Source organism: Sphingopyxis sp. FD7 (assembly GCF_003609835.1).
GTDB lineage: Bacteria > Pseudomonadota > Alphaproteobacteria > Sphingomonadales > Sphingomonadaceae > Sphingopyxis.
Map to the genome: position 1 here is coordinate 818589 of NZ_AP017898.1, position 23118 is coordinate 841706.

A 23118-nucleotide genomic window follows, 5' to 3' on the forward strand; every position below is an offset into this window, starting at 1 on the left:
CTAGTAGTCACGTCCAGCTTCCTTCGATGTGAGTAGGTAAATCCGGTCCTGCAGCTCGTCGGCGCTCATGACGCCGTAGCCGATCGGGATGGGGCGGCCGGTCTGCGCGTCCCAGAGCACGACCGCTGGCGTGATCTTGGGCTCGAGCCCCATGCGGCTGCGCTGGTTGGTCTCGACCGTGTAGTTCGGGAAATGCCGCGACGGGCCGCCATCGGTCGAAATTGCGCGCACCGCGATATGCCAGGTCGAGGCAACGCTCTGCACGATCGGCGACATGACTTCGCAAGCGCCGCAGCTCTGGGCGAAGAAGTAGAAGAGCCCGTAACGCTCGGAAAGCTGGGCCATCGCGGCGTTCCGTTCCGCGCTTCGCGAATCCTGCCACTGGCGCTTGCCAAGCGTCGAGACCGGGCGCTGCAGCGTGTAGTCGAGCTCGGGATCCTGCCAGATCGCCCGCTGCCAGACGTCGCTGAAGAGCGACGCCCGGTCGAGCTGGGCGCGCTGGAAGCGGATATAGGCCGTCACATTTGCTGGCGTCGGCTCGAGGATCGCCTTGGCCTTCAGTTCGCGCAAAGTCGCCGTGATCGCATCAAGTTGGCTGGTCGCGCTGGACGTAGGTGCTGGCGAGGGCGAATTCTGGTCCGGCGTCTTGGGCCGCTCGCAGTAGAACCAGTATCCAAGCCGCCGCTCCTCGCAATAGAAGCTATCCTGGCGCTCGGCCGGCTGCGCGCTCGGCGGCGCATCGGCCCGGCTTGCGGCCGACTGGGCGGTCGCCGGAGAAAACTGGCAAACGGAATTGGCAATCGCACAGGCGGCAAGCAGCCGCCACGCGGCCTTACTGGCGGGTGCGGGCATAGTAGTCCTCGATCTTCTGTTGGATGTCCTGGGTTGCCTGCAGCTCGTCAGGCAGGCGGGCGGCGTCGGTGAACTCGGCATAGACCTCGCTGAAATCCATTTTCGAGAGGTCGAGCCGGGCAAACTCGTCGATGGTGAAGCCCTGGCATTGCTCGGTCTTCGGCTTGCCCCAGGGCTTGTTCAGCTGCTGGCGACCCTGTTCCTGCAGGATCCGCGAGAGCTTGGATTCAAAGCAGCAGTAGACCTTGCGCTTGGTCAGGCACACGCCAAGGAAGGAGGACGAGCAATATGTGCCGACGTAGGCGCACAGACCCTGCGCATCCTTCTGATGCAGCAGCATCTCCTCGCGGCTGCAGCCCAGCGCCACGAGCAGCTGGATGCCGGGGATAAGCGGGAAACCCTTGCCCTTGCAGCAGTTGAGCACGCCGAAGACTTTGGACGAGCAGCTTTCCCGGGTCCCCTTGAACAAAGTGAGATTGTCCGGATCGAATTCGCGGCGCGCCTGGTTCATCGCGTTCAAGGCGACGGCCGCGTCCTTGAACTCGTCGTTAGCCTCGCGCTGGATGGTCTCGCACGAGCCATCGATGCAGTAGACATCACCGTCGCAGATGAACTGGCCGGTCGTTGCAGGCTGGTCTGGAACCGGGCAATCATAGACCCGCTCCCAGGTGCGGCAGGGCTCCCCCGCGAGGCAGTCTTCGCGCACCAGCTTGCAGCCTGGAGTGGCTTCAAGTGTCTGGCAGTCCTGTGCCTCGATGAACTGCGCACAGCTGTAACTGCGGCTCCAAGCCCAGCAAGGCTGCGTCACGGCGATGCCATCGATGATGCGGGTCACCGGATCGCTGTCCGTGCACGTCTCGGTGTCCTGCTGGCACGAGGTATCAGCCGCAAGACCAGCGCACAGGCTTTCATCGCGCGTGGTCGTGACGACGTTCTCGCCTGTCACCGAGTAGGGCGTCGCGCCATCGACCGGCGCCGTGCAACTGACGAGATCGACCCTCAGATCGCCCGAGTTACAGCCCCAGTAGATCCCGAAATAGGGATCGCACAGGTTGATCGGATAGGACTGCGTGACCGTGCATTGCGGCGCGGGGTAGCGGTTGCAGTTGTAGACCGAAGCCGGGTCCACACCGCTGCCGCCTACGCAATAGTAGCCGTAGACCTGCCGCTGCTCGACACGCGCGGTCAACGTCACGGGGCAGGTCCGCGTTTCCTGTGTCGCCGTATAGCCGACATTGCAGGTCGCCATGTAGCGCGCCGCGGTTCCGCTGGCCGGCGGCAAGGGCACGCAGCGTCCCTGTGAGCCGCCGATGGCCATTCCGCTCGTATAGGCGAGCGGGTCGTCGCTGATCACATTGCTGCGCGCGATCGTTGCGTCGAGATCCTGCGGCGCAAACCGGGCGCGCCGGTCCATCGAATCCCGCATGGCCTTGTAGCCGGTGTTGGTCGTCGCCTGGCTCGCCGCTTCGCGGCTCATCTGGTCAGGATCGTCGAAGTAACTTGCCTCACTCGGCGTGCCGCCGAAATTGGGAATGCGGTTTGCATCGGGGTTGGTGGTTGCTGCGTTTTGCGCCGAGGCTGCCTTGTCCCGTCCGAAAGCCTTGCCGTCGGCCTTGGCAGCATCGGTTGTGGTTTGGGCGTGGAGCGGGCCGACGAGGGCGAGAAGAAGCGCGCCCACGCCAGCGAGAGAGAGGACCGATCGTTTCATGGAACCTGCCTTTCAAGGCGGGCGAGGTGCTGGGCGGCGAGCAAAGCGCCGGGGCCGCCGCCGCGCGCGAAGGTCTCGAGCGCGTAAGCTGCGCTGACATTGCCGCTCATCCGGTCGTGCGGCGGCACTTGCGTCCGGCAGTCGAACCCGTCACATAGATCGAAGTCGCTGCTGGTGACGACGTAGGTGGGAACCGACTCGATCCCGAAGGCGCGGAACAGCCGCGGGTCGATGCCGACGCCGTCCAGCTGCTCGCCGGGCTTGGCAACTTTGGCCAATGCCGTGGTGAGAGCCTTGACGCTGTTGCCGGGCAGCCCGCGCAAGGCAATAACACCGCCAGCCTTGGTCACGTCGTCGATCATCGCACGCAGCGCTGCAGACGGCATCGATAGCGAAGCAAAGGCGATGAACCTCGGCGCCTCGCCCATGCCTTCGCTGGTCATGGCGCCGGCATCGGCCACCATCCGGTCAAAATCGAATGTGCTGGCCTCACCCGGCTTCGTGTTTGCGGCGGCCTCACGCATGTAGCGGCGAGCGTGCGCCTCGGCCTCGTCGGAGCTGGTCCTCGCCTCCCGCGCGAGGGCTTCGGCTCTGGCGCGGGCATTGGCGGACAGCGCGTCGGCATCGGGGGCACCAGCACTGGCCCGCGCCCGGATAGCGGCCAGATCGAGGTCCGGTTCGGCCGTCTGCGCCGAGGCGCCAGCCAAAGCAGCAAGGCTAGAAAGCGATGCGACGACAAGAAGATGAGGAAGTTTGTTCATAGCGCACAGCAATTCCGCTTGCGCCAGACCAGGTAGCCCATGTCCTCGCCAATGGCGGGATAGACCTGGCCTGCCGACATGAATGTGGTGGAGGCACCAATGGGCGCGCAGGCGTAGCGGCCCTTGGTCTGCGGATTGGGATTGGTGGCCTGGAAGCGGTACTGCTGCTTGCGCATCACCGGCATCAGGTACTTGCCGCAAAGCCCTTTGTTGCCCATCGTCCCCCAGGCGACGAGCTCGCGGTGGAGCTTGTAGGAGAAGCGGGCGAGCGCGAGCCGCGAGGCCTGCACATGGCCGATCGTTGCCGAGACATTGCCGTTGAGCGGATACATCGTGCCCTGGCAGCCCGCGCACCAGAACAGCTCATCGGTCGGCAGCTTAGCCGTTGCCGCCACGCAGTCCGCTGCACAGGCGGCAAGCGCCAAGGGATTGGCGAAGAGGACCGCCTCGGGATTGATGATCGCGGTGAGCTCGCTGTCCTGCCACAGCGGGTCAATCTCGGTGATGTAGAGGATGTCGATCGAGCCGGACTCGAGGCACAGGAAATCGGCGACGATCTCCATCCAGTAGATCAGCGGATAGGCATACCAGTGGACATGCCACTGCGAGTTGTACTGCGTGGCGCCGCCGACCGCCGATGGCCCCGCCATCGACTTGAAGCCGATGTCGAACCCCGGATCGAGCTTCATCCCGCCGAGATTGACGAAGCACCATGGCTTCATGCTGACGTCGGCAAGCCGGACCGGCTCCCAGAACCCCATGGCGATGCCGGGCCGCAAACCGCAGAGGCAAACAGGGAGAGCCGGGTTGCTCGGATCGGGACGGCTCGACGGCCAGATCTTCAGGCCACCGACCGAGATCGGAAACAGGCACGACCAGCAGATGTCCGTGATCGGATTGACGAACTTGCCAGTGCAGCGCCCGGGACCGGCCGCAGCCTGGGCAGGAGCACTGGACACGACGCTCAGGCTGGTGAGCAGAAGTACTCCGCAAAGCCATGACAGAAGGCGTTTTTTCTTGCTCATGACGGCGCACGCTCCTTGAGAGGCACGGGCTGTTCGGTGATGATGAGCGCGCGGCCCTGCTGCTCGACGGTTGCGGGCACCGCGCGAATGCCAAAGTGTTTCACCAGCGTGCCGCCCTGATCGAAGTAGAAGCGCCGCTGACGGGCCTTCATGAGTTCGAGCGGCGCACCGGCTACGAGGATGAGCTTCGCCTTGGTGCTGGCAAAGCGGCGGGTGGCCCAGGCGAGCTGCGCCGGGTCGTCCCCGTCGAGAAAGACGAGGGGTGCGCGCAGCGGCACAGTATCCAGAGGATTGACCCGCGTGCCTGCGGCAATGATGACCCGGCCCTTGTCGTCGGCAATGTCGCGCGGGGCGGTGATCGTCGGATCGAAGCGCCAGCTGCGCAGCGCAGAGGCGAGGGTGACGCCCGCGACCGGCTCTGGCCGGTTGACCCGGGCGATTGTCCGCCGCTTCAGCTCTTCGTTGAGACGGGCCGTTTCGCCGGTCTTCTCAAGCTGGGTGAGCCTGGCATGGATCTGCTGAAGCAGGTCCGGTTCGATGACCGGCCATACCGCGCCGTGCTGGCCGTAATCGCGAGCCATTGCCTGTGGTGCGATGGCCAGCGCCAGCGCAGTGGTGCAAACCGGCAGAGTGAGGAGCCTCACAGGATTGGCCTCCCGACCCCGAGTATGCGCGGTCCACAGATCCAACCGATCGCGGCATAGCGACTGTCGAAGCCATCCTTGTGTTCGCTGGTGACGAAGTAGCAGCCTTTCGGCACGCGCCCCGTAGGTCCAAGCGCCAGCGGTTCGCCGAGGCGGCTCTCAAGCTTGGCCTTGGCCACGGCCTCACCGTTGACGAAGTAGATGCGGTTTTGCTCGGTGATGATGTCGCCCGGAACACCGCTCACCCGCTTGCCGAACGGCTTGGGCTTCGCCCCGAAATGCTTGACCAACAAAGGCGAGGTGGGCGGGTCGAACAGGATGATGTCCCCGCGATGCACGGGTGCCCCTCGCGTGACCCATATGGCCCAGTAGGGCAGGCTGGGGCTCACATTGATCATAAGCGCATGGCCCTGCGCGAAGGCGGCAAGCGCGGAGAGCGCCAATGCCCCGGCACCGAGCCCGCCCCAAAGCACAAGCCGGCGCGCCGATGCTGAGCGGATCAAGAGATCAGCGGGCCGCATCGGGAAGGGCTCCCATGCGGCGCACGACGTCGGCACGCACAGACCCGGTCAGGTCGGGCGTGCTTCCGGCGACCACAGCTTCGGCAACCAGAACTGTCCGGCCTTCGCGTCCGAGCTTCTGTACCGAGGCTTCCACGGCCTTGAGGTAGGCCTGGACGCGCAGTCTGGTTTCTTCAGGCGGCCGACCGGCCCGTGCTTCGGCTTCGATGAAGTCGCCCATGATCCGGCTCAGCTGAACCGTGACGACCTCGCGCTTTTCCAGGGTGAGCAGCTTGTCCGTCGCCCAGACACCCCACAGCACCTGACCGACCATGCCAGCGCCGACCAGGACAGCGGTGAGATTGATCGTTGCAAGCCGCCCGCGCAGGCTCGATGTTGCCAGAATGTTCTTCACAGCTTTTCTCCCGAGAGTTCGCGGTCGAGATCGCGGATGAAGCGCGGCATGCGCCACACGACGACGAGCGTCGCGAGACCGATCAGAACGAACTTGCACTGGCCGAGGAATGTCACGCGCCGTGCGAGGTCGGCCGCCAGGAAGCGGTCACCGAGATTGGCGACATGGGCGAAGAAGGCATCGGGATTGCCGCCCGACAACAGCAGGAAGAACAGCAGCGGTAGGCCCAGCGCCATCAGGTAGGACGAGCCGAGAAACAGGCAGCCGCGAAGCAGAATGTAGCAGCCATCGGCCATGCGCGAGCGCAATGTCCGCACCGGCTGGCTGACGCGCTGTTCGTCTTCGGACGGGTCGGTCCGGTCGAACGGGGTGACGAGGTGGAGAGGCATGGAGATAGGGATCCTTTGGTGATGGGGTGTCAGCGGTTGGGATGAGCGATGCGCTCGATCGCATCGGCGAGCTGGTGCCCGCGCGCGATCTCGGCATCGATGGCGGCGAAGGTCTGGGGCGAACTCGAGAAGAGCGTTGCCGAATAGTCATCGAGCACGAGCCGCCCGATCGCCTCGGTCTCCGGCCCCTTGATGAACACCTCGGAATAGTCACTCCCGGAGCGCTTGAGACTGCGGATCAGCGTCTCGGTGCGATCGTCCATATCGAGGCGCTTGCTCGCCTTGAAATCGGCGATCGTCTCCGGCTTCTGCTGGAGGATCAGCATCCAGTCGCTGTTCTCGAGCGCCGCCGTAGCCCCGTGCGACTTGTAGTAGTCGTTGAGCGACTGGGTAGCGGTCGCCAGCGCGCCGCCATACTTGCGGCAGGTGCGGGCGTAGGTTTCGACGAATTCACCCATCGAGCCGCCCTTGAGCATCGACCAGGCTTCATCGATCAGCAGAAGCTTGCGCAGTGACCTTGGGCTTCGCGTCATGGCTTGGCTGGTCATGAACATAATGGCTGAGAGCACGACGCTGCGCAGATCCTCCCGGCTCGCGAGGTCCGACATCTCGAAGACCGTGAAGTCCGCATCGAGGTCGAGGCTTGCCTGGCCTTCGAAGAAGGCGCCGTAGGTTCCGCCCGCCATGTAGGGGGCGAGCGCGGTTGCGATGTCGGAAGCAGTGTCATGGCCGAGACTGGCAAGCATCTCGCCGACGGTCGTAACTGTGGCAGCCGCGCCGTGCTGCGCCCAGACGAAGTTGACCGCCCGGTCGATCAATCCGCGCTCAGTATCCGTCAGCTTCGCGCTGTGGCGAGCCATTTGCCCGACGATGGCCTTGATCATCCCGAAGCAGTCGAGACGGTAGTCCTCGTCTTCGGCGGCGCGGGTCGCATCGATCATCGAGAACGGGTTGAGGCAGAAGCCCGCTGCAATTGTGAACTCGACAAAGCGGCCGCCCTGCAGCTTGACCGAGTGCTCGAAGCTGCGGCCATCGTCGATCACGACAACCTGGGCGCCGGCGCCGCGCAGCGCGGCGCACATCTCCTGGAGCAGCACCGACTTGCCCGATCCCGACTTGCCGCAGATCGCGACATTGTGGTTGCCGGCCTCGTTCTCGAACGGGGACCAGAAGAAGGGCTGGCCGCGCCGCCCGACGAACAGCAGGTGGGGGTGGGCGCTGCCGAGATACTCGCCCTGCATGGGCACGATATTGGCAGCGGTCGTCGATAGCACGGTCTTGAACCGCTTCAGCCGCTCCATATCGGCGCCGAGCCCGTCAGCCAGGGTGAGCGGCATCGCGGCGAGCAATCCCTGGATCTGGAGGTAGCGCTCGTCGGTAAGGTCCCAGCCCGCCGCCTTGTAGATCGATTTGATCGCGCGTTCGTGGCGGTCGCCCTGGCCCAGCGGTGAATAGGTCGTCACACCGTAGAAGACCCGCACGAGACGGCGGCCTTCTTGGAGCTCGGCCTGAACATGCTGCCACTCGGCGGCCTGTTCGCCGATCCGAGGCAGGAACCGAGCGCTGCGGGTCCCGGCGAGGCTGGTCGTCCGCATGAACTTGAAGCCGGCCTTCGCCGATGCAGCCTCCTGGTCCGGATAGACGAGACACAGCATAGTGGCGGCGGGGCAGGGGAAGCGCAGCTTGTCGGTGAACAGGTCGCCGATCAGCCGCGCGCATTCCCACGGGGCCCAGCGCGATGGCATGTTGCGTACGGCAAAATGCCGGACATCGAAGGCATCGGGATAGACGGTCCCGATCTCGGGCACGCCGTCATTGACCTTGCCAGTGGGGCGGAAACGCTCGGTCACGAGCCGCATGCGATCTTCAGCCACCACCAGTTCGATGTCGTGGCGGATCGCCTGGGCGGCGATTGGATCATTCGGGTTGTAGGGCACCGCATCGTCCTGCGGGGCGGTGGTGGGCGAAGTCAGATCATCGATGACAGCGATGAGCGCTTCCGGCCCGACTTCGACCACGCCGAGATTGAGCGACTTGAGCATCGCCATCAGGCCATCGCGGGTCTGCTTGAGATCCTCGTTGCTGACCGACTTGGAGGTCGGCACCCCGACCGAGACGATGACCTGGTGATGCCGCGCATGGAAGGGCGCGTCCGGCGAGCCGGACTCCCAAACCAGCGAATAGAGCCGCCGCGCCCGGTGCCGGGCAATTGCCTCGTACACGCCGCCCTGGATGTAGCGTGGGGCGAACCACGGGGCGATGATCCTGCTGATGCGCGGGCTTGCAAGGTGGAGTACCTGAAGGCACGCGCCTGCTGGAAGTCCTTCCGAGAAGAACTGTCCCAGGATTTCCCCGGTGCGCTCGTCGGCTCCGATCAGCGGCGTAACCGAAAGGACAAAGCCCTTCGAGCGTGCGTTGAAGTAAAGGCGGGTTGCCGGATCGTAGACCCGGTAGGGGAGCCAGTCGGAGAGCATGTCGACCATGAGCTGCGGGCGGGCTTTGTCGGCGTGCTCGGCATCACCCAGCAATCCGCTGAGCAGCCGATCGACGACGGTCTTGAGTTGTTCGGCCATCACTTGGGCTCCTTGGGCTGCGAGGTGCTGACGATCGGCTGTTCGCCGGTTCTGACTGACGGGCGGATTGCAGCTTTCGCGGCTTCAATCGCCGCTGCGCTCGGGAACACCGGAGCGCTCTGCCCCGCCTCAGGCCGAGGGGCTCGATCACGCGGGGGAGGCGACGTGTCGAACCCCTCGACCGCCGGTGCCTTGGCACCGGCAACGGCCTCGCGCGCCGTGGAGGGGAGGACCAGCGGCGAGGCATCTGAAGTTTCGTTGAAGGGACTGGGGGCATCGGCGTCCGAGATGACGCCAACCTGACCCGCGTCGTCGCGTGCAGACGAGAAGGGCGACGCCTCGTCAGCTACGTTCGGGCCTCCCTCCGCGCCGTCCGGTGCTGGGGCTCTCTGAGCGGCCTTCAGCTGCCGACGGACCTGGCGCATCAGGGATCCGCCCTGGCCCTCGCCCGCCTTGCGGCGCAGCTCGGTGGCCCAGCGCGGATTTTCGACGACGGTCCAGGCGACCGCTTCGTCATGCAGCGTTCCAGCTTCATCGACATGAGCGGGGAAGACGACGCGCAAGGTGCGTTCCGCTGTGCGGCTGGTGTCGGCATCCACGACGCCTGACTTCTGCCGCGCGTCAGCATGGAGCAGCGTGCCGTTCGACAGATTGTCCGTCGCCTTGGCATCGATGACGTGAGCCGGTGCGCAGTCGCCCTTCGGCGCGCGGCAGGTGAAATCGCCCTCGACGTTGGTGCCGAACGTGGCGCAGCCACTGGCAAGACCGGCCAGACAGGCGCAGGCAAGGAGACGTGTCGGAAAACGCATGGGTCTATCCTTTGGGAGCAGGGGTGGGGGCCCGGTTGGGGCCAGCGCGCAGGAAGTCCCGGAGCACGGCGGCAGGCCGGAAGCCTTCGAGAACAGCGCCATCGGCGGGGCGCACGATCACAGGTGTGCCGCCAAAGCCGTGGGCGCGCGCGAAGGCCTCGTTGGCATCGAGCCCGCTTGTGTCGCAGGGTTTGGGATTGGCGAGCGCCAGACCCGAATAGGCCATATGCAGCGCCAGCTCAGGCCGGGGCGAGCACAGAACCCGTTCAGCATCGCGCCGGCTTTCGGCCCCGAAGATCGAGATCGGCCGCTCTTCAACCCGCGCTCCGATCGCCTTCAACTCGGCCTCGAGCTTCTTGCAATAGCCGCAGTGGAAGTCCGAAAAGACGACGACACGCGGACCATTGGCAGGACCCCAGGTGATCGCGCCTTTGGCGGGAAGCTTGCCGAGCGGGACATGGCGCGGCGGGGTGATCCGGGCTGACGCTGCGGCTGCGCTCGGGCTGCCTTCCGCTTGTGTTTCAGGATTGCTGCGCCGCGCTGCCCCCGCTGCCAACAGGTCGGGATTGAGGGCAAGCAATCGGGCGGCCGTCAGATCCTGACGGGCTTCCATGTCGTAGACCCGGCCGATTACCAGATATTTTGCGGCCCGGTCGACGTAGAAGAGCGTCGATTTGGATGCGACCTCGCACAGGCCGCCAAGGCCCTTGCAGTTGATTGCGTCGATCGGCGTCTTGGGCAGGCGCAGCTTGAGCGCCTCTCGAACCTTCGCCGTGTCCGGAGCGGCAGCGGGGGCAGCAAGGCTTGCCACACCCCATCCCGTCGCAGCTGACACGGCGATGATCGCCGCCAGTCCGGCGCTGGCACGCAACCAGCGGCGCCGACGATTGTCCTGCTCGAGGAGAGTATTTTCAATCATTGGGAGTTCCTCACGTAGACGCCGTCGAGGAACACGATCTCGACATCGATGCCGGTCGGCATCTCGACGACGGGTTGATACTGTTCGGCGCGCTCGATCAGGTATTTGCTGACCGTGTCGGCCGCATCGGCGGCACCCTGGCCAAGCCCGCCGCCGAGAATGTCGCCGGCCGATAGCTTGGAGCGACTGCCGTCGGGGTTGGTCGTGACGCCGGAAAAGACGCTGTTGGCATTGGCCGAGAAGCCGCGCCCAAAGCCGCCGACGATCCCGGCCAGCAGGGCCTGGCTGACGAGGCTGCCTTCGCGGCTTACGACACGGCCGCGGACCCCGGACTTGCCAGCGAAGCTTATGAAGCCTTTGACCTCGCTCACTGCGACCCTGCCGCCAGGCTGATCGCAGGTCATGCGGGCGAGCTTCACATAGACCTTTTCGCTGCTGAGATCCCCGCGTGCCGCGCCGTTGACGACGCAGCCCTGAATCCGGGTGGTCAGAACCCTTCCGTTCTGCATCACCGAACGAGCAGGGCCGGTAATCCGAAGCACCACAGGCAGCGGATCGGTCTGGCTGGCGACACCTGCCGAGGCATCGACGCCGACGATTACGCGTGCCGGAGCGTAGGAGTTGGGCGGCAGATAATCGGGCGAATCCTCGACGACGACCGGTGGCGCATCGGGCCGGCCCACACGGAGGCCATTGGTCGCTGCCTTGTCGGAGCTGAAGCTCATCAACTTCACCTCGCCAGGCGACGAGATCATGCCGCCCTGCGGATCACCCCCAGTGGGCGCAGCTCCTGACTGGGACGAACGGGCTCGCGCGTCGTAGCCGCCTGCCTGCGGCCCATAAGCCGGTGGCAGAACAGCCGGTGCCGGTGATGCAGGCTGCGCGGCAAGCCGGGTCTTGAGCTCGGCGTTCTCTGCCGAGATGGCATCGATCGCGGCCTGTCCATCGACCCGCATGGCCTGGTTTTCGGCCTTGAGAGCGGCGAGCTGCGCCTCGATCTCCGTCCGCGGGACGCTCCCATCCTTCAGCGCCTTCTGCTCGCGGGTGACCGCATCGAGCCTGTTGCCGTAGGTCGCGACGAACTCGCGCTGCGACAGGTCGCGGTTGACCAGGCCTGCCGTGTCGATCGTCTGCGCCGCATTGGGATCGCCGGTCTTGTCCTTGTCGTCGCCGCCAAGGATGAACCAGCTTCCGCCGATGAGGGCGAGTGCTCCCAGCGACCCCAGCAGCAGCTTCTGACGGCGCGCGGTGCGGGCGTTGAGCCCGGAAAGTTCGGACGATGCCGCGCTCTCGGCCTGCAAAGGGGAAGTGCTTGGCGTATGGGTTGCATCAGTCATTGCCTGTCTCCCCGCTTGCGCCGACAACAAAGGCCGTGGTGCTGGCCCCGGGTTCGAGCTTTGGCTCGGCGATCGAGACGGCGAGCGTGTCGCGCGGTGCGAGATCGCGTTCGGCGAGCGTCACGCTTTTCGCTCCGCGATTGTGGATGCGGACGACCTTCCCAGTGAGGCTGGCGCCGCGATAATCAGCGATGAGCTGGACTTCGAGATCGCCGACCCGTGCGGGTATGGCAGTCGATTGGCGGACCTCGAAACCGTCGACCGTCCGGTCATTGGCCATCGCCTGGATGAGCCTGACGGCGCTGGTCTCGATCGGGGTCTGGCTTTCCCAATCCGCCGCCCGGTTCTTCGCGATGGCGGGGTTGGTGATGAAGACCTGGGTCGCCGGAATTTGCTCAACCCGGCACGCGACCTTGTAGACGAAGCCCTTCTTCGTGGTGGTGAAGAAGCTGATCGACCGTGCCGCGTAAGTTTCTGGCACCGACACATAGATGTCGCCGCGCACCGGCTCGTTCGTCACGGCAAAGTCGTTGTAGGGCGTGCCGGTCGAGATCTTCGAGACGCTGGCGAACTGGTCGTCGACCAATGCGAAGCGGGTCAGCTCTCGCGCTGAAACGCTGCATTCGATCGCCGCGCCATCGGCGGCCTGTTTGAACTGGTCGGCCGCATGGGCGGGGGTAGTTGCTACGGCGAGCAGCGCGGCCGCGCTCAGAAGTAGGACCCGTGCGTGGGCCGCTGGTCGGTAAGCCATCACTGGGCCTCCTTGGATTTGTCCTGTGGGGGGAGCTGCGCAAACCCGGAGAGCGCGAGGCGCAGGCCGCGGTACGTCCAGCTGAAACGGAAGCGGCGTTCGTCACTGGCAATCACCTGCGCGCCGACGAAGGTCTTGAGCGTGCCGGTCACATCCGATGTCAGACCCTTGGGATCGACAGTCATCGACCGGATCACGAATGCCTGGGTGACATCCGAGCCCCGCTGCTCTTCGACGATCCGGACGAGCTCGGCCTTGAGGCGGCCGTAGCTTGCGGGATCAGCCAGCTTCAGGATTTCGTTCATCCAGTAATCGAGGCCTTCCGGACTGCGATTGAGAAGAACAAGGGCAGCATCGCGGGTGACGAGCTCGAGATAATCGGCATCGACCCCGGCACTGCTCACGGTGAGCGCTTTGGGAACGGTCGGAACCAGCACCACTTCGCGGTCGCGGGTGGCGGCAAGGCTCCCGGCGACGACCAGTGCAAGGCCAAGGCCGGCGCTAGTGAGCGCAAAGAGGTTCCGCTGGCGCAGCAGCGATTGCTGCCGTTCGTGGGATATGTCGGAATACATGGAAGTGCCCCTCAACCGGCGAGTAGTCGGCAGTGAGAAGGCGGCGTTGCCTTGAGGCCCAGAAATCCTGCAGGCAGATACCAGTATGCGGCGTGGGCTACCCAGGAGCTGGCGCGTCCTGCTTTGGCCTTTCGCAATGCGAACCAGGCGCCGAAGGCGACTATGATGCCGATAAAGATATGCTGGGTGAGGATCCCCCAGGTGAAGGGGGCCAGCATTCCCGCGAACTCGTCGATGGTCCAGAAGCCGATAAGCTCCGGGTCATCGAGACGCCGGGGAATGATGTAAGGGTCTGCCATGGCGACGCCGCCTTCCCTTGCCGCGTTCAGATGACCGCGGTCACGACCGAGGTGACGATCGGAACACCGGTGCCGACGCCGATGCCGACACCCACCGGAACGGCGACCTGGCCGAGCGAAAAGCGCCCGGACGCCAGACCGATCAGGCCGCCAGCGAGGCTGAGAACCGTGATGATCTTGCCGCCGGAGCCTTCCAGAAAGTCGGTGAACTTGGTGAGGGCAGGGGTGAAGGTCGTATCAGCGCCAGCATAGGCGGCGCTCGCCGCAAGCGCCGCGACTGCGACCGGGATGGCAATGTTGAGGGTCTTGCCGAGGCCCTTGACGCTGGCGCGCCGGGGGAGGGTGAGAGACTGCATGTGAAGCTCCGGTTGAAGGGGTGGTCACAGCGTTCTTGCGTTCGCTGTGTGTTCCACATGCATCTAGGAAATGTTCGTAGGAAAGTGTTCAGCGGCAATACCGTCTGGAGGTGGAAGGATGCGGACGCATCTTTTCCCGCTGAACGCATAAAATCGACGATAAAGACGTACCATCAGTCATTTTGTGTCGGTGAACGCCGTCCCGGGAGGCGGGATTTGGCGACGACTCGGATAAAGGAACTGATTCGCCTCTAAACGAGATGTTCCGTTTATGTTCTTTTCGTTTTCCTACATGGGGTGCTTCGCGATATGCCTGCGACTCGAACCAGTGCAGATACAAGGAGACACCCATGCACCATCCAACCGCCGCCGCCAGACCGGCCAATGAAAGCCTGGCACGCGTGCTCGCCCATGCGATCGAAGCCGCTGGCAAGCCCCGCCACAGGATTGCCAGTGAATGCGGAATGCACCGCGAGACCCTGCTTCGCCTTGCGCGCGGCGAGCGGCCTATCGGGCTCGACGATGCGGCACTTGTGCTCGCCGCCTGTGGAGCGCACTCCCGCGCGACGATGATCCTTGCTCTTGCCGGGCAGGAAGACCTCGCCTGCGAGTGGATGCATGGCGAAATGGGCGAATTTCTCGAAGAGTTCTTCACAAGCCTCCCAGTCCATCTTCAGCGGACCCTCGGACGGCGGATTGAGGATCTGCGGCCTCGGTGGGCCAACGGCACCTCACAGCTCGTGGCACGAATGCTTGCCAAGCACATCGATGATTTTGTGGACCGGGACATCGCGATGTCGCTGCCCCGGTAAATGCCAAAGTTCGGAGGGGATCGAACCCAAGCAAGTGAGATCAACAATGCCGCATGCAACACCAGATGAAATGCACACGCCTCAACCGCCCGAAGCAGCACCGCCGGCGAGGCTTTTGCGCCTGCCGGAAGTGATCGCCCGGGTCGGACTGCGCCGCTCCGCTATCTATCAGCGTATGAGCGAGGGCCGGTTCCCGAGATCGCGATCGCTGGGGCCGAAATGTGTCGTATGGGTCGAAGCGGAAATCAACGACTGGATGCGAGATATTGTGTCGAGCTAAAGGCGTTTCCGGGCCAATTTGGCACGGTATGTCGGCGGCCGACCTGACTGCAGGCACTTACAGTGGTCATACTGACAGTCTGCGTCACCCGGATAATATTCTGCTGAAAAAGTGGGATGCAAGGGATGCTAACAAGCGGCGCGGCTGGATGATTGGCGCGCGGGTGTCTGCTTGATCTCCCTTTATTTGGACGCTAAACAGCACCCCAGCGGGGCTAAGCAACCTCCCGCCGAGGTCAAGACAGGCCCAAGCGTTGCCTCGTTGCCTTGCCATTTCCGGTGGGGCGAATTGCGCGAGGTTATCTTGGCTTCACTGGCTACTTCCCCGTCCATCACATTTGCCGAACTGCTGCGGGTGTTTACCCGTATCGGCTTCCTTAGTTTCGGAGGCCCCGCCGGACAGATCGCGCTCATGCACCGCGAGCTGGTGGATGAGCACAAATGGATAAGCGAGGAGGACTTTCTCCACGCGCTCAATTTTTGCCACCTGCTTCCCGGCCCCGAAGCGCAGCAGCTGGCGACGTGGATTGGCTGGCGACTGCATGGCTGGCGCGGCGGGCTGGCTGCAGGCTTGCTGTTCGTAATTCCCGGTGCGCTGATCATCCTCGCGCTGTCGGTGCTTTATGCGATCGCCGCCAATCTCGCATGGGTCGAAGCGCTGTTTCTGGGCGTGAAGGCGGCGGTGCTGGCCATCGTCGTGCAAGCTCTCCTGCGGATTGCCGGGCGCGCACTCGATACGGGCCTGAAGCGCGGGCTCGCGGCGGCGGCCTTTGTCGGCCTGTTCTTCTTCGATCTCCCATTCCCGCTGATCGTGCTGGGGTCAGGGGTCATCGGCATGATCGCGGGGAAGAGGCGACCCGATCTGCTGGCGCTCAAGCCAGCCACAGGGGCTGACGCTGTGCCGGAGCGGCCATGGCGCACCACCTTCTTCTCGATTGCGCTGTGGGGCGCAGTGTGGGCGGCGCCGATGGTGCTGATTGCGGCGACGCTGGGGCGCGAGCATGTGTTGTGGGATATCGGGGCCTTCTTCTCGCAGCTTGCCGTGGTGACCTTTGGCGGGGCCTATGCTGTGCTCGCCTATATGGCGCAGGAGGCAGTGCAGGGTTTCGGCTGGCTCCAGCCCGGTGAAATGGCCGACGGGCTCGGCCTGGCCGAGACCACACCGGGGCCACTGATCCTTGTCACCCAATTCGTCGGCTATCTCGCCGCCTTCCGCGCGCCCGAGCCGTTCTCGCCGCTGATGGCAGGGTTCCTCGGGGCGATGCTGACGACCTGGGTCACCTTTGCGCCGTGCTTCATGTGGATCTTCGCCTTTGCCCCGTGGATTGACCGGCTCGGCCGTGCGGTGGCGCTGAAAGGCGGGCTGGCAGCGGTGACGGCGGCGGTGGTGGGGGTGATCGGCAACCTGACCGCGTGGTTCGCGCTGCACGTGCTGTTTACCGCGGTGGGCCAGCGCCATGTCGGCCCGGTTCGGCTCTACTGGCCCGAGCTTGCCAGCTTCGACTGGCGCGCGGGCTTGCTGGCACTACTGGCCTTCACGCTCGCCTTCGGCTTGAAGTGGTCGGTGCTGCGCGTGCTGGCGGCCTGCGGGGTGGGCGGACTGGTTCTGGTTCTGGCGACGTGAGGAGGACGATATGAGCGATATTACCCGAAGGCAGGCAATCGGCACCGCCGCCCTTTCCGCAGCCGGCGCGGCGCTGGTAGCAACCCATGGCAGCGTTGCCGGGCAGGCGCCGGCCTCTGCTGCCGCCGCCTTCGCCGGAAAGCACACCCCCAAGCCGCTGCGCTTTAACCCCGCTAAACTAACCGGGCTGTCGGAGAAGCTCATCACCTCGCACTGGGAGAACAATTACCAGGGCTCGGTGCGCGGGCTCAATACCATCGAGACCCGGCTCGCCGCGGCGATGGCCGATCCCGAATTTCCGCCGGTCGCCTACTCCGGGCTCAAGCGCGAGGAACTGCACCGCACCGGATCGGTGGTGCTGCACGAGCTCTATTTCGGCGCGCTCGGCGGGATTGGCACTCCCGGCGGATCGATCACCGAAGCGCTGACAAGCTGGTTCGGCGGATACGATGCCTGGGCGGCCGAGTTCCGGCGCACCGCGATGAGCCTTGCCGGCGGATCGGGCTGGTGCGTGCTCACGTGGAACGCGCACACCCGGTCGCTCCACAATTACTGGGCTTGGGATCACATGCACGGCGCGGTGACCGGCACCCCGCTGATCGCGCTCGACATGTATGAACATGCCTATCACATGGACTATGGCACCGCCGCCGCGCGCTATGTCGATGCTTTCATGGCCAATCTCGACTGGGAGGTGGTCGACGCGCGGTATCGCGCGGCGATTGCCTGATCAGGAGCGGCCCGGCCAGTGTCCGTGCAAGTCGTCGATGACATAGGGATGGGCGTGTTGCCCACCGCCATGCCCGGCCAGATGCGGATGGTCTGCGGGCAGATCGGGGTGGTCGTGGGCCAATGCGGCGGGGTCGTTCGTCGGCCAGCGCCATAGCGCCAGCAACAGTCCCGCAGCGCCGAGCCCCGCCAGTGCGACCAAGGCGGTTGTCATGCCGAAGCGGGCGCCCGCCTGCCCCGCGATCGGATAGGCCATCAGCCAGCAGACATGGCTGAGCGCGAACTGCGCGGCGAAGAGCGCGGGGCGATCAGCCTCGCTGGATGACCGCCGCAGCAGCCTGCCACCCGGCGTAACGCAGAGCGAATAGCCGATACCCATCACCAGCCACCCGGCAAGAAGATGGGGCCAATCGAGCGCCAGACCTGCCAGTCCGCCAAGCGTCACGGTGAGGATTAGAGCCCCCGTGAGCATGACCGTCCGGTCGGCGATGTGCTGCAACACCCGCGGCAGCGCGAGGGCGGCCAGCATCGAGCCGCCGCCATAGGCCGCAAGCGCCAGAGCCACATCGCCTTGGCTGCGGCCCATGCCCTTCACAATGACGACCGTGTTGACGATCACCATTGCGCTGCCCGCCGCAGCAGTGAGGGTCACGGCCAGCAGGCCGAGCAGGCGGGGTGTCTTCAAATAGATGCGCGCGCCGCGCGTGGTCTTGCGCCAGACACTCTCGACAATCGCCGCGGCAGCCTTGCGATGCGGCAGCGCGGCCGTGACGACCAGCAGCGCCGAGATCGCAAAGCCGATCGCTGTGCCCGCGAACAGCCAGTGGAAGCTGATCACCGTCAGGAGCGCAGCGGCCAGAATCGGGCTCAGCAGGCTTTCCAGATCATAGGCGAGGCGCGAAAGCGAGAGTGCGCGGGTGTATTCCTCCTCGTCCGGGAGAATATCGGGGATGGTCGCCTGAAACGTCGGCGTGAAGGCCGCCGAGGCCGATTGCAGCAGGAAGATCAGCAGATAGACCTGCCAGACCGCATCGACGAACGGGAGCGTCAGTGCAGCACCGGCGCGCAGCAGGTCCATCGCCACCAACAGTCCCTTGCGCGGCAGCCTGTCGGCATAGGCCCCGACCACCGGCGCGACGCCGATATAAGCCACCATCTTGATCGCCAGCGCCGTGCCCAGCACCGCACCCGCATCCGCGCCGGCGATCTCGTAAGCCAGCAGACCGAGGGCCACCGTGGCAAGCCCCGTCCCCACCAGCGCGATGACCTGCGCCAGAAACAGATGCCGGTAGGTGCGGTGTGCAAGCACGGATAGCATGATCGGGTTCTCCTATCCCTTGCCGCCCAGATGTATCATGCCACGTTCGCCGGCATGGCCGAACCTTGTTGCGCCTCCACCTCCCTCCCGCGCACCATGCGGTAGAGCGCGGGCAGGACGATGAGGGTCAGGATGGTCGAGGAAATGATCCCGCCGATCACCACGGTCGCCAGCGGACGCTGGACTTCGGAGCCGAGCCCGACGTTGAGCGCCATCGGCACGAAGCCGAGGCTTGCGACCAGCGCGGTCATCAGCACCGGGCGCAGGCGCGCCTGTGCACCGTCGCGGATCGCGTCCTCCAGCCCGCTGCCTTCCTCCATCAACTGCTTGATGAAGGTCAGCATCACCACCCCGTTGAGCACCGCAACCCCGGACAGGGCGATGAACCCGACCCCGGCCGAGATCGAGAACGGGATACCGCGCAGCAGCAGCGCCGCGATCCCGCCGGTCAGCGCAAGCGGCACGCCGGAGAACACCACCAGGGCATCCTTCCATGACCGGAACAGGGTGACGAGCAGGCCGAAGATCAGCAGCAGCGCGAGCGGGACGACGATCTGCAAGCGCGTCGCCGCCGATTGCAATTGCTCGAAGGTCCCGCCGTAATCGATCCAGTAGCCTTCGGGCAGCTCGACCTCGGCACCGATCCGCTCCTTCGCCTCGGCGATGAACGATCCCAGATCGCGGCCACGGACATTGGTGGTCACCACCGCGCGGCGCTTGCCGTCCTCGCGGCTGATCTGGTTCGGCCCCTGAATGCGCTCGATGCTGGCGACCTCGGACAGCGGCACAGCGCCGCCGCTAGGAAGCGGGATGGGCAGGCGCTCGATCACCTGCGGGTCCTGCCGCAGCTGCTCGGGCAGACGCACGACGATGTCGAAACGCCGGTCACCCTCGAAGATCTGCCCCGCCTCGGCACCACCGATGGCGGTGGCGACCACGGTCTGGACATCATCGACATTGAGGCCGAGCTGGGTGAGCTTGAGCCGGTCGGGCACAACCTGGATGAACGGCAGGCCGGTAACCTGTTCGGTCTGGGCGTCCTGCGATCCGGCAATGCTGCCGACCACGTTCTCGATTTCGGCTGCGGTTGCCGCCAGCTGATCGAGATCGTCACCATAGACCTTGATCGCGACATCCGAACGCACGCCCGCGATCAGTTCGTTGAAACGCATCTGGATCGGCTGGATGAACTCGTAGCGCGAGCCCGGCACTTCCTGCACGGCCTTGTTCATCTCCGCGACCAGTTGGGCCTTTGGCTTGCGCGGATCGGGCCATTGATCGCGCGGCTTCATGATGACGAAGGTATCGGCGACCGAAGGCGGCACCGGATCTGTGGCAACATCGGCGGTGCCGATCTTGGCGAACACCATGTCGACCTCCGGGAACTTCTTGATCCGGTCTTCGAGGGCGCTCTGCATCTGCACCGCCTGGGTCAGGCTCGTCCCGGGAATGCGTAGCGCGTGCAGCGCGATGTCGCCTTCATCGAGATTGGGAATGAACTCCGACCCCAGACGCGTCGCGGCGAGACCGCTCAGCGCCACCAGCACGGCCGCTGCGCCAACGACGATCCGGCGCTGACGGATCGCGAAATCGAGCATCGGGACATAGCGGGATTTGGCCGTGCGCATGACGCGGTTCTCTTTCTCCTCGACCCGGCCGGTGACGAAGGTCGCCACGGCTGCGGGAACGAAGGTGAGCGACAGCAGCAAGGCGGCCGTGAGCGCCATCACCACCACCAGCGCCATCGGGTGGAAGGTCTTCCCTTCCACGCCCTCCAGCGCGAAGATCGGGATGTAGACAATGGTGATGATCAGGATGCCGAACAGGCTCGGGCGGATAACCTCCGCCGAGGCACCGGCGGCGAGCTTGAACCGCTCTTCACGGTCAAGCACCCGGCCAAGCCTGTGCTGTGCCTCGCCGAACCGCCTGAGGCAGTTTTCGACGATGATCACCGCACCATCGACGATGAGGCCAAAGTCGAGCGCGCCAAGGCTCATGAGATTGCCCGATACATTGGTCTGCACCATGCCCGTGATGGTCATCAGGAACGACAGCGGGATCACCGCCGCCGTGATCAGCGCCGCGCGGATATTGCCGAGCAGCACGAACAGCACCACGATCACCAGCAGCGCGCCTTCGGCAAGGTTGCGTTCGACGGTGGAGACGGTGGCCTCGACCAGCTTGGAGCGGTCGTAGACAGTCTTGGCGACAACCCCGCCGGGAAGCGAACGGTTCACCTCCTCAAGGCGTTCGGCCACTGCGACGCTGACTTCGCGCGCGTTCTCGCCGACCAGCATGTAGATGGTGCCGAGCACCACCTCCTGCCCGTCCTTGGTCGCCGCGCCGTTGCGGATTTCCGAGCCGATCTCGACATCGGCGACATCCGCGATCCGCACCGGCACGCCGCCGCGTGTCGCAACGATGATGCCGGCCAGGTCACGCTCGCCCTGCGCCTGCCCCGGCACGCGGATCAGGTATTGCGCGCCCGAACGCTCGATGTAACCCGCGCCGACATTGCCATTGTTGGCTTCGAGCGCGGCGATGACGTTCTCGACCGTCAGGCCGAAGCCTGCGAGCCGCGAGGGATCGGGGGCGACGACATATTCCTTGCGGTAGCCACCCACCGAATTGACTTCGGTGACCCCCGGCACGTTGCGCAGCTGGGGGCGAACGACCCAGTCGTGCAGCGTGCGCAGATCCTGCGCGGTGTAGCGCGTGCCATCGCTTTTGACCGCCCCCGGCTTGGCCTCGATCGTATACATGAAGATTTCGCCCAGCCCGGTCGCGATCGGGCCCAGTTCGGGCTCGATCCCGGCGGGCAGGGTCGAACGCACGCCTTGCAGGCGCTCGTTGACGAGCTGGCGGGCGAAATAGATGTCGGTGCCGTCGGCGAACACCACCGTCACCTGGCTCAGGCCGTAGCGCGAGACCGAGCGCGTGTATTCGAGCCCCGGCAGGCCGGCGATCGCCGTCTCGACCGGGAAGGTGATGCGCTGCTCGGCCTCCAGCGGCGAGAAGCCAGGCGCGGCCGTATTGATCTGCACCTGGACATTGGTGATGTCGGGCACGGCATCGATCTTCAGCCGCCCGAAGCTGTAGGCCCCGATGGCGGCCAGAAGCAGGACCGCGACCAGCACTGCGACACGCTGCCGGATCGACAGCTCGATAATTTTCTCAAGCATTTCCGGGGGCCTCTCAGTGATCGTGGCTTGCGCCGGACTTTTCGATGTCGGCCTTGATGACGTAGCTGTTCTCGGCGGCGTAAACCGTGCCCGGCTTGATGCCGCTGATCACCTCGGTCCATTCCGGCCCCTCCTTGCCGAGTTCGAGCATTCGCACTTCATAGGTCTGGCCGATCTTGGCAAAGACCACGCGGAAGTCGCGGAACTGCTGGATCGCGTCGGTCCTGACCGCCAGCGGCACCTGGCGCTGTTCCACGGTCACCAGCCCGCGCACTGCCATGCCGGGACGCCAGAAGCCGTCGCGGTTGGGAAGCGCAGCCCGCGCGGTCACGGCCTGGCTGGTGACATCGGCAAGCGGGAGGAAATCGCGGATCACCGCGCTCTGCGTGCGCTCGCCTTCCAATCCGCGGATCTGGACCTGCTGGCCGGGGCGCACCCGCTCGATGTCGCGCGGGAAGATCGGGAAGGTCGCCACGGTGCGCGCCGGGTCGGAAATCACGAACAGCGGCTCGCTATCGGCAATCGACCCCACATTGGCATTGCGCGCACTGATCACGCCCGCCATCGGTGCGTAGATCGCATAGGTCTGGAGCGAATAGCTGCTCTCCACCTTCGCGAGCAGCGTTCCCTTGGCCACCCGGTCGCCGACGTTCCTGAACACCGCCACCACCGGGCCGGGATACTTGGCGCCCACCTCGGCGCTGCCGGCCGGATCGAGTTCGACCCGGCCAATGATCTCGACCGTATCGCCGATCGCTTGCGAGCCGACGGTCTCCGTCTCGATGCCGGCAGCACGCGCGGCCGCATCGGTGATGGTCGCGCGGCCCTCGTAGGATGCAAAGCTCCACTTGTGAGCCTTGCCGCCCATGCTCGCCTCGACCACGACATCGAAGCTGTGCGGCTCGACCAGCACCGCATTGCCGCGCAGGAAATCGTCCTGCGGGGCGAAGTCGAAGGTGGTCTTCTCCCCGTCGAGCCGCGCGATCATGACGCGCGCCTTGACCTCTTTGGGATCAAGCGGCTTGTCGTCACGGTAGGCGTAGAGCCGGTATTCGGGCGGCACGCCATCCTCGAACACGGTGACCTCGATGGCAAAATCGCCGTCGCGCAGCATCCGCCCGTTGTGCGGCCCGCGCTCGTAATCGGCGGCCGCAGCAGCTTCGGCTTCGGCGCTTTCTGCGGTCCCGGCATTCTCACCCGCTTGACCGCAGGCGATGAGAGGTGCCGCGAGAAGAGCGGCTGCGATGAGATAGATACGGCGCAT

23 protein-coding genes are annotated in these 23118 nt (G+C 65.0%); 4 read left to right on the top strand and 19 right to left on the bottom strand.

Annotation, left to right across the window (positions count from 1 at the left end):
• From SPYCA_RS03820 to SPYCA_RS03895, 16 genes are read right to left on the bottom strand one after another with little or no spacing between them, the layout of a single operon-like run.
• On the bottom strand, positions 1-852 hold the full coding sequence (locus SPYCA_RS03820; protein ID WP_120219006.1) for a conjugal transfer protein TraF: 852 nt from the start codon (positions 850-852) through the stop codon (positions 1-3).
• Positions 833-2560, bottom strand: coding sequence for a conjugal transfer protein TraN (locus SPYCA_RS03825; protein WP_120219007.1), 1728 nt, complete (start codon positions 2558-2560; stop codon positions 833-835). Before SPYCA_RS03825 ends, SPYCA_RS03820 begins: the two co-directional genes overlap by 20 nt.
• Positions 2557-3321 (bottom strand): type-F conjugative transfer system pilin assembly protein TrbC, encoded by a 765-nt coding sequence (gene trbC, locus SPYCA_RS03830; protein ID WP_120219008.1) that lies wholly within the window; start codon positions 3319-3321, stop codon positions 2557-2559. The genes SPYCA_RS03825 and trbC overlap by 4 nt, the downstream gene beginning before the upstream one ends.
• Positions 3318-4346 (bottom strand): conjugal transfer pilus assembly protein TraU, encoded by a 1029-nt coding sequence (traU, locus tag SPYCA_RS03835; protein ID WP_120219009.1) that lies wholly within the window; start codon positions 4344-4346, stop codon positions 3318-3320. The genes trbC and traU overlap by 4 nt, the downstream gene beginning before the upstream one ends.
• Positions 4343-4990 (bottom strand): type-F conjugative transfer system protein TraW, encoded by a 648-nt coding sequence (gene traW / locus SPYCA_RS03840; protein WP_120219010.1) that lies wholly within the window; start codon positions 4988-4990, stop codon positions 4343-4345. The genes traU and traW overlap by 4 nt, the downstream gene beginning before the upstream one ends.
• Positions 4987-5511: a S26 family signal peptidase gene (locus SPYCA_RS03845; protein ID WP_120219011.1), complete on the bottom strand. Its 525-nt coding sequence runs from the start codon at positions 5509-5511 to the stop codon at positions 4987-4989. Before SPYCA_RS03845 ends, traW begins: the two co-directional genes overlap by 4 nt.
• On the bottom strand, positions 5498-5905 hold the full coding sequence (locus SPYCA_RS03850) for a type-F conjugative transfer system protein TrbI (RefSeq protein WP_120219012.1): 408 nt from the start codon (positions 5903-5905) through the stop codon (positions 5498-5500). Before SPYCA_RS03850 ends, SPYCA_RS03845 begins: the two co-directional genes overlap by 14 nt.
• Complete coding sequence (locus SPYCA_RS03855) at positions 5902-6294, bottom strand: hypothetical protein (RefSeq protein WP_120219013.1); 393 nt, start codon at positions 6292-6294, stop codon at positions 5902-5904. The genes SPYCA_RS03850 and SPYCA_RS03855 overlap by 4 nt, the downstream gene beginning before the upstream one ends.
• A gap of 29 nt (positions 6295-6323) precedes the next feature.
• Positions 6324-8867 carry a type IV secretion system protein TraC gene (traC, locus tag SPYCA_RS03860; protein ID WP_120219014.1) on the bottom strand — a complete coding sequence of 848 codons (2544 nt, stop codon included), beginning with the start codon at positions 8865-8867 and terminating at the stop codon, positions 6324-6326.
• Positions 8867-9676 (bottom strand): conjugal transfer protein TraV, encoded by an 810-nt coding sequence (locus tag SPYCA_RS03865; protein WP_120219015.1) that lies wholly within the window; start codon positions 9674-9676, stop codon positions 8867-8869. Before SPYCA_RS03865 ends, traC begins: the two co-directional genes overlap by 1 nt.
• Positions 9677-9680: 4 nt before the next feature.
• Positions 9681-10595, bottom strand: a complete 915-nt coding sequence (locus SPYCA_RS03870) for a DsbC family protein (protein WP_120219016.1) — start codon at positions 10593-10595, stop codon at positions 9681-9683.
• Entirely contained in the window at positions 10592-11932 is a 1341-nt protein-coding gene (locus tag SPYCA_RS03875) for a TrbI/VirB10 family protein (RefSeq protein ID WP_067402168.1), read from the bottom strand. Before SPYCA_RS03875 ends, SPYCA_RS03870 begins: the two co-directional genes overlap by 4 nt.
• Positions 11925-12683: a type-F conjugative transfer system secretin TraK gene (locus SPYCA_RS03880; protein ID WP_120219017.1), complete on the bottom strand. Its 759-nt coding sequence runs from the start codon at positions 12681-12683 to the stop codon at positions 11925-11927. The genes SPYCA_RS03875 and SPYCA_RS03880 overlap by 8 nt, the downstream gene beginning before the upstream one ends.
• The gene (locus SPYCA_RS03885; RefSeq protein WP_120219018.1) at positions 12683-13255 is read right to left on the bottom strand and encodes a type IV conjugative transfer system protein TraE; all 573 of its coding nucleotides are present in this window, start codon (positions 13253-13255) and stop codon (positions 12683-12685) included. The genes SPYCA_RS03880 and SPYCA_RS03885 overlap by 1 nt, the downstream gene beginning before the upstream one ends.
• Positions 13256-13266: 11 nt before the next feature.
• Positions 13267-13554 (bottom strand): type IV conjugative transfer system protein TraL, encoded by a 288-nt coding sequence (gene traL, locus SPYCA_RS03890; RefSeq protein ID WP_020819170.1) that lies wholly within the window; start codon positions 13552-13554, stop codon positions 13267-13269.
• 26 nt (positions 13555-13580) lie between these two features.
• Complete coding sequence (locus SPYCA_RS03895; protein ID WP_054725555.1) at positions 13581-13910, bottom strand: hypothetical protein; 330 nt, start codon at positions 13908-13910, stop codon at positions 13581-13583.
• A 350-nt stretch (positions 13911-14260) separates the two neighbouring features.
• Between SPYCA_RS03895 and SPYCA_RS03900 the strand changes: the two genes are divergently transcribed.
• The 4 genes from SPYCA_RS03900 (at position 14261) to SPYCA_RS03915 (ending at position 17355) form a co-directional block, all read left to right on the top strand.
• On the top strand, positions 14261-14722 hold the full coding sequence (locus SPYCA_RS03900) for a hypothetical protein (protein ID WP_073974478.1): 462 nt from the start codon (positions 14261-14263) through the stop codon (positions 14720-14722).
• Between the two features lie 46 nt (positions 14723-14768).
• A complete protein-coding gene (locus tag SPYCA_RS03905; protein ID WP_419470483.1) occupies positions 14769-15002 on the top strand; it encodes an AlpA family phage regulatory protein in 234 nt (77 codons plus the stop codon).
• A gap of 288 nt (positions 15003-15290) precedes the next feature.
• Positions 15291-16625 carry a chromate efflux transporter gene (gene chrA / locus SPYCA_RS03910; RefSeq protein WP_232003507.1) on the top strand — a complete coding sequence of 445 codons (1335 nt, stop codon included), beginning with the start codon at positions 15291-15293 and terminating at the stop codon, positions 16623-16625.
• A 10-nt stretch (positions 16626-16635) separates the two neighbouring features.
• Positions 16636-17355: a superoxide dismutase gene (locus tag SPYCA_RS03915; protein ID WP_081095187.1), complete on the top strand. Its 720-nt coding sequence runs from the start codon at positions 16636-16638 to the stop codon at positions 17353-17355.
• On the opposite strand, the gene SPYCA_RS03920 is transcribed toward SPYCA_RS03915, so the two are convergent.
• The 3 genes from SPYCA_RS03920 to SPYCA_RS03930 are packed head-to-tail and all read right to left on the bottom strand — an operon-like array spanning position 17356 to position 23118.
• The gene (locus SPYCA_RS03920; RefSeq protein ID WP_067402161.1) at positions 17356-18672 is read right to left on the bottom strand and encodes an MFS transporter; all 1317 of its coding nucleotides are present in this window, start codon (positions 18670-18672) and stop codon (positions 17356-17358) included.
• A 35-nt stretch (positions 18673-18707) separates the two neighbouring features.
• The gene (locus SPYCA_RS03925) at positions 18708-21854 is read right to left on the bottom strand and encodes an efflux RND transporter permease subunit (protein ID WP_067402159.1); all 3147 of its coding nucleotides are present in this window, start codon (positions 21852-21854) and stop codon (positions 18708-18710) included.
• Positions 21855-21867: 13 nt separating this feature from the next.
• Positions 21868-23118 carry an efflux RND transporter periplasmic adaptor subunit gene (locus tag SPYCA_RS03930; RefSeq protein ID WP_120219019.1) on the bottom strand — a complete coding sequence of 417 codons (1251 nt, stop codon included), beginning with the start codon at positions 23116-23118 and terminating at the stop codon, positions 21868-21870.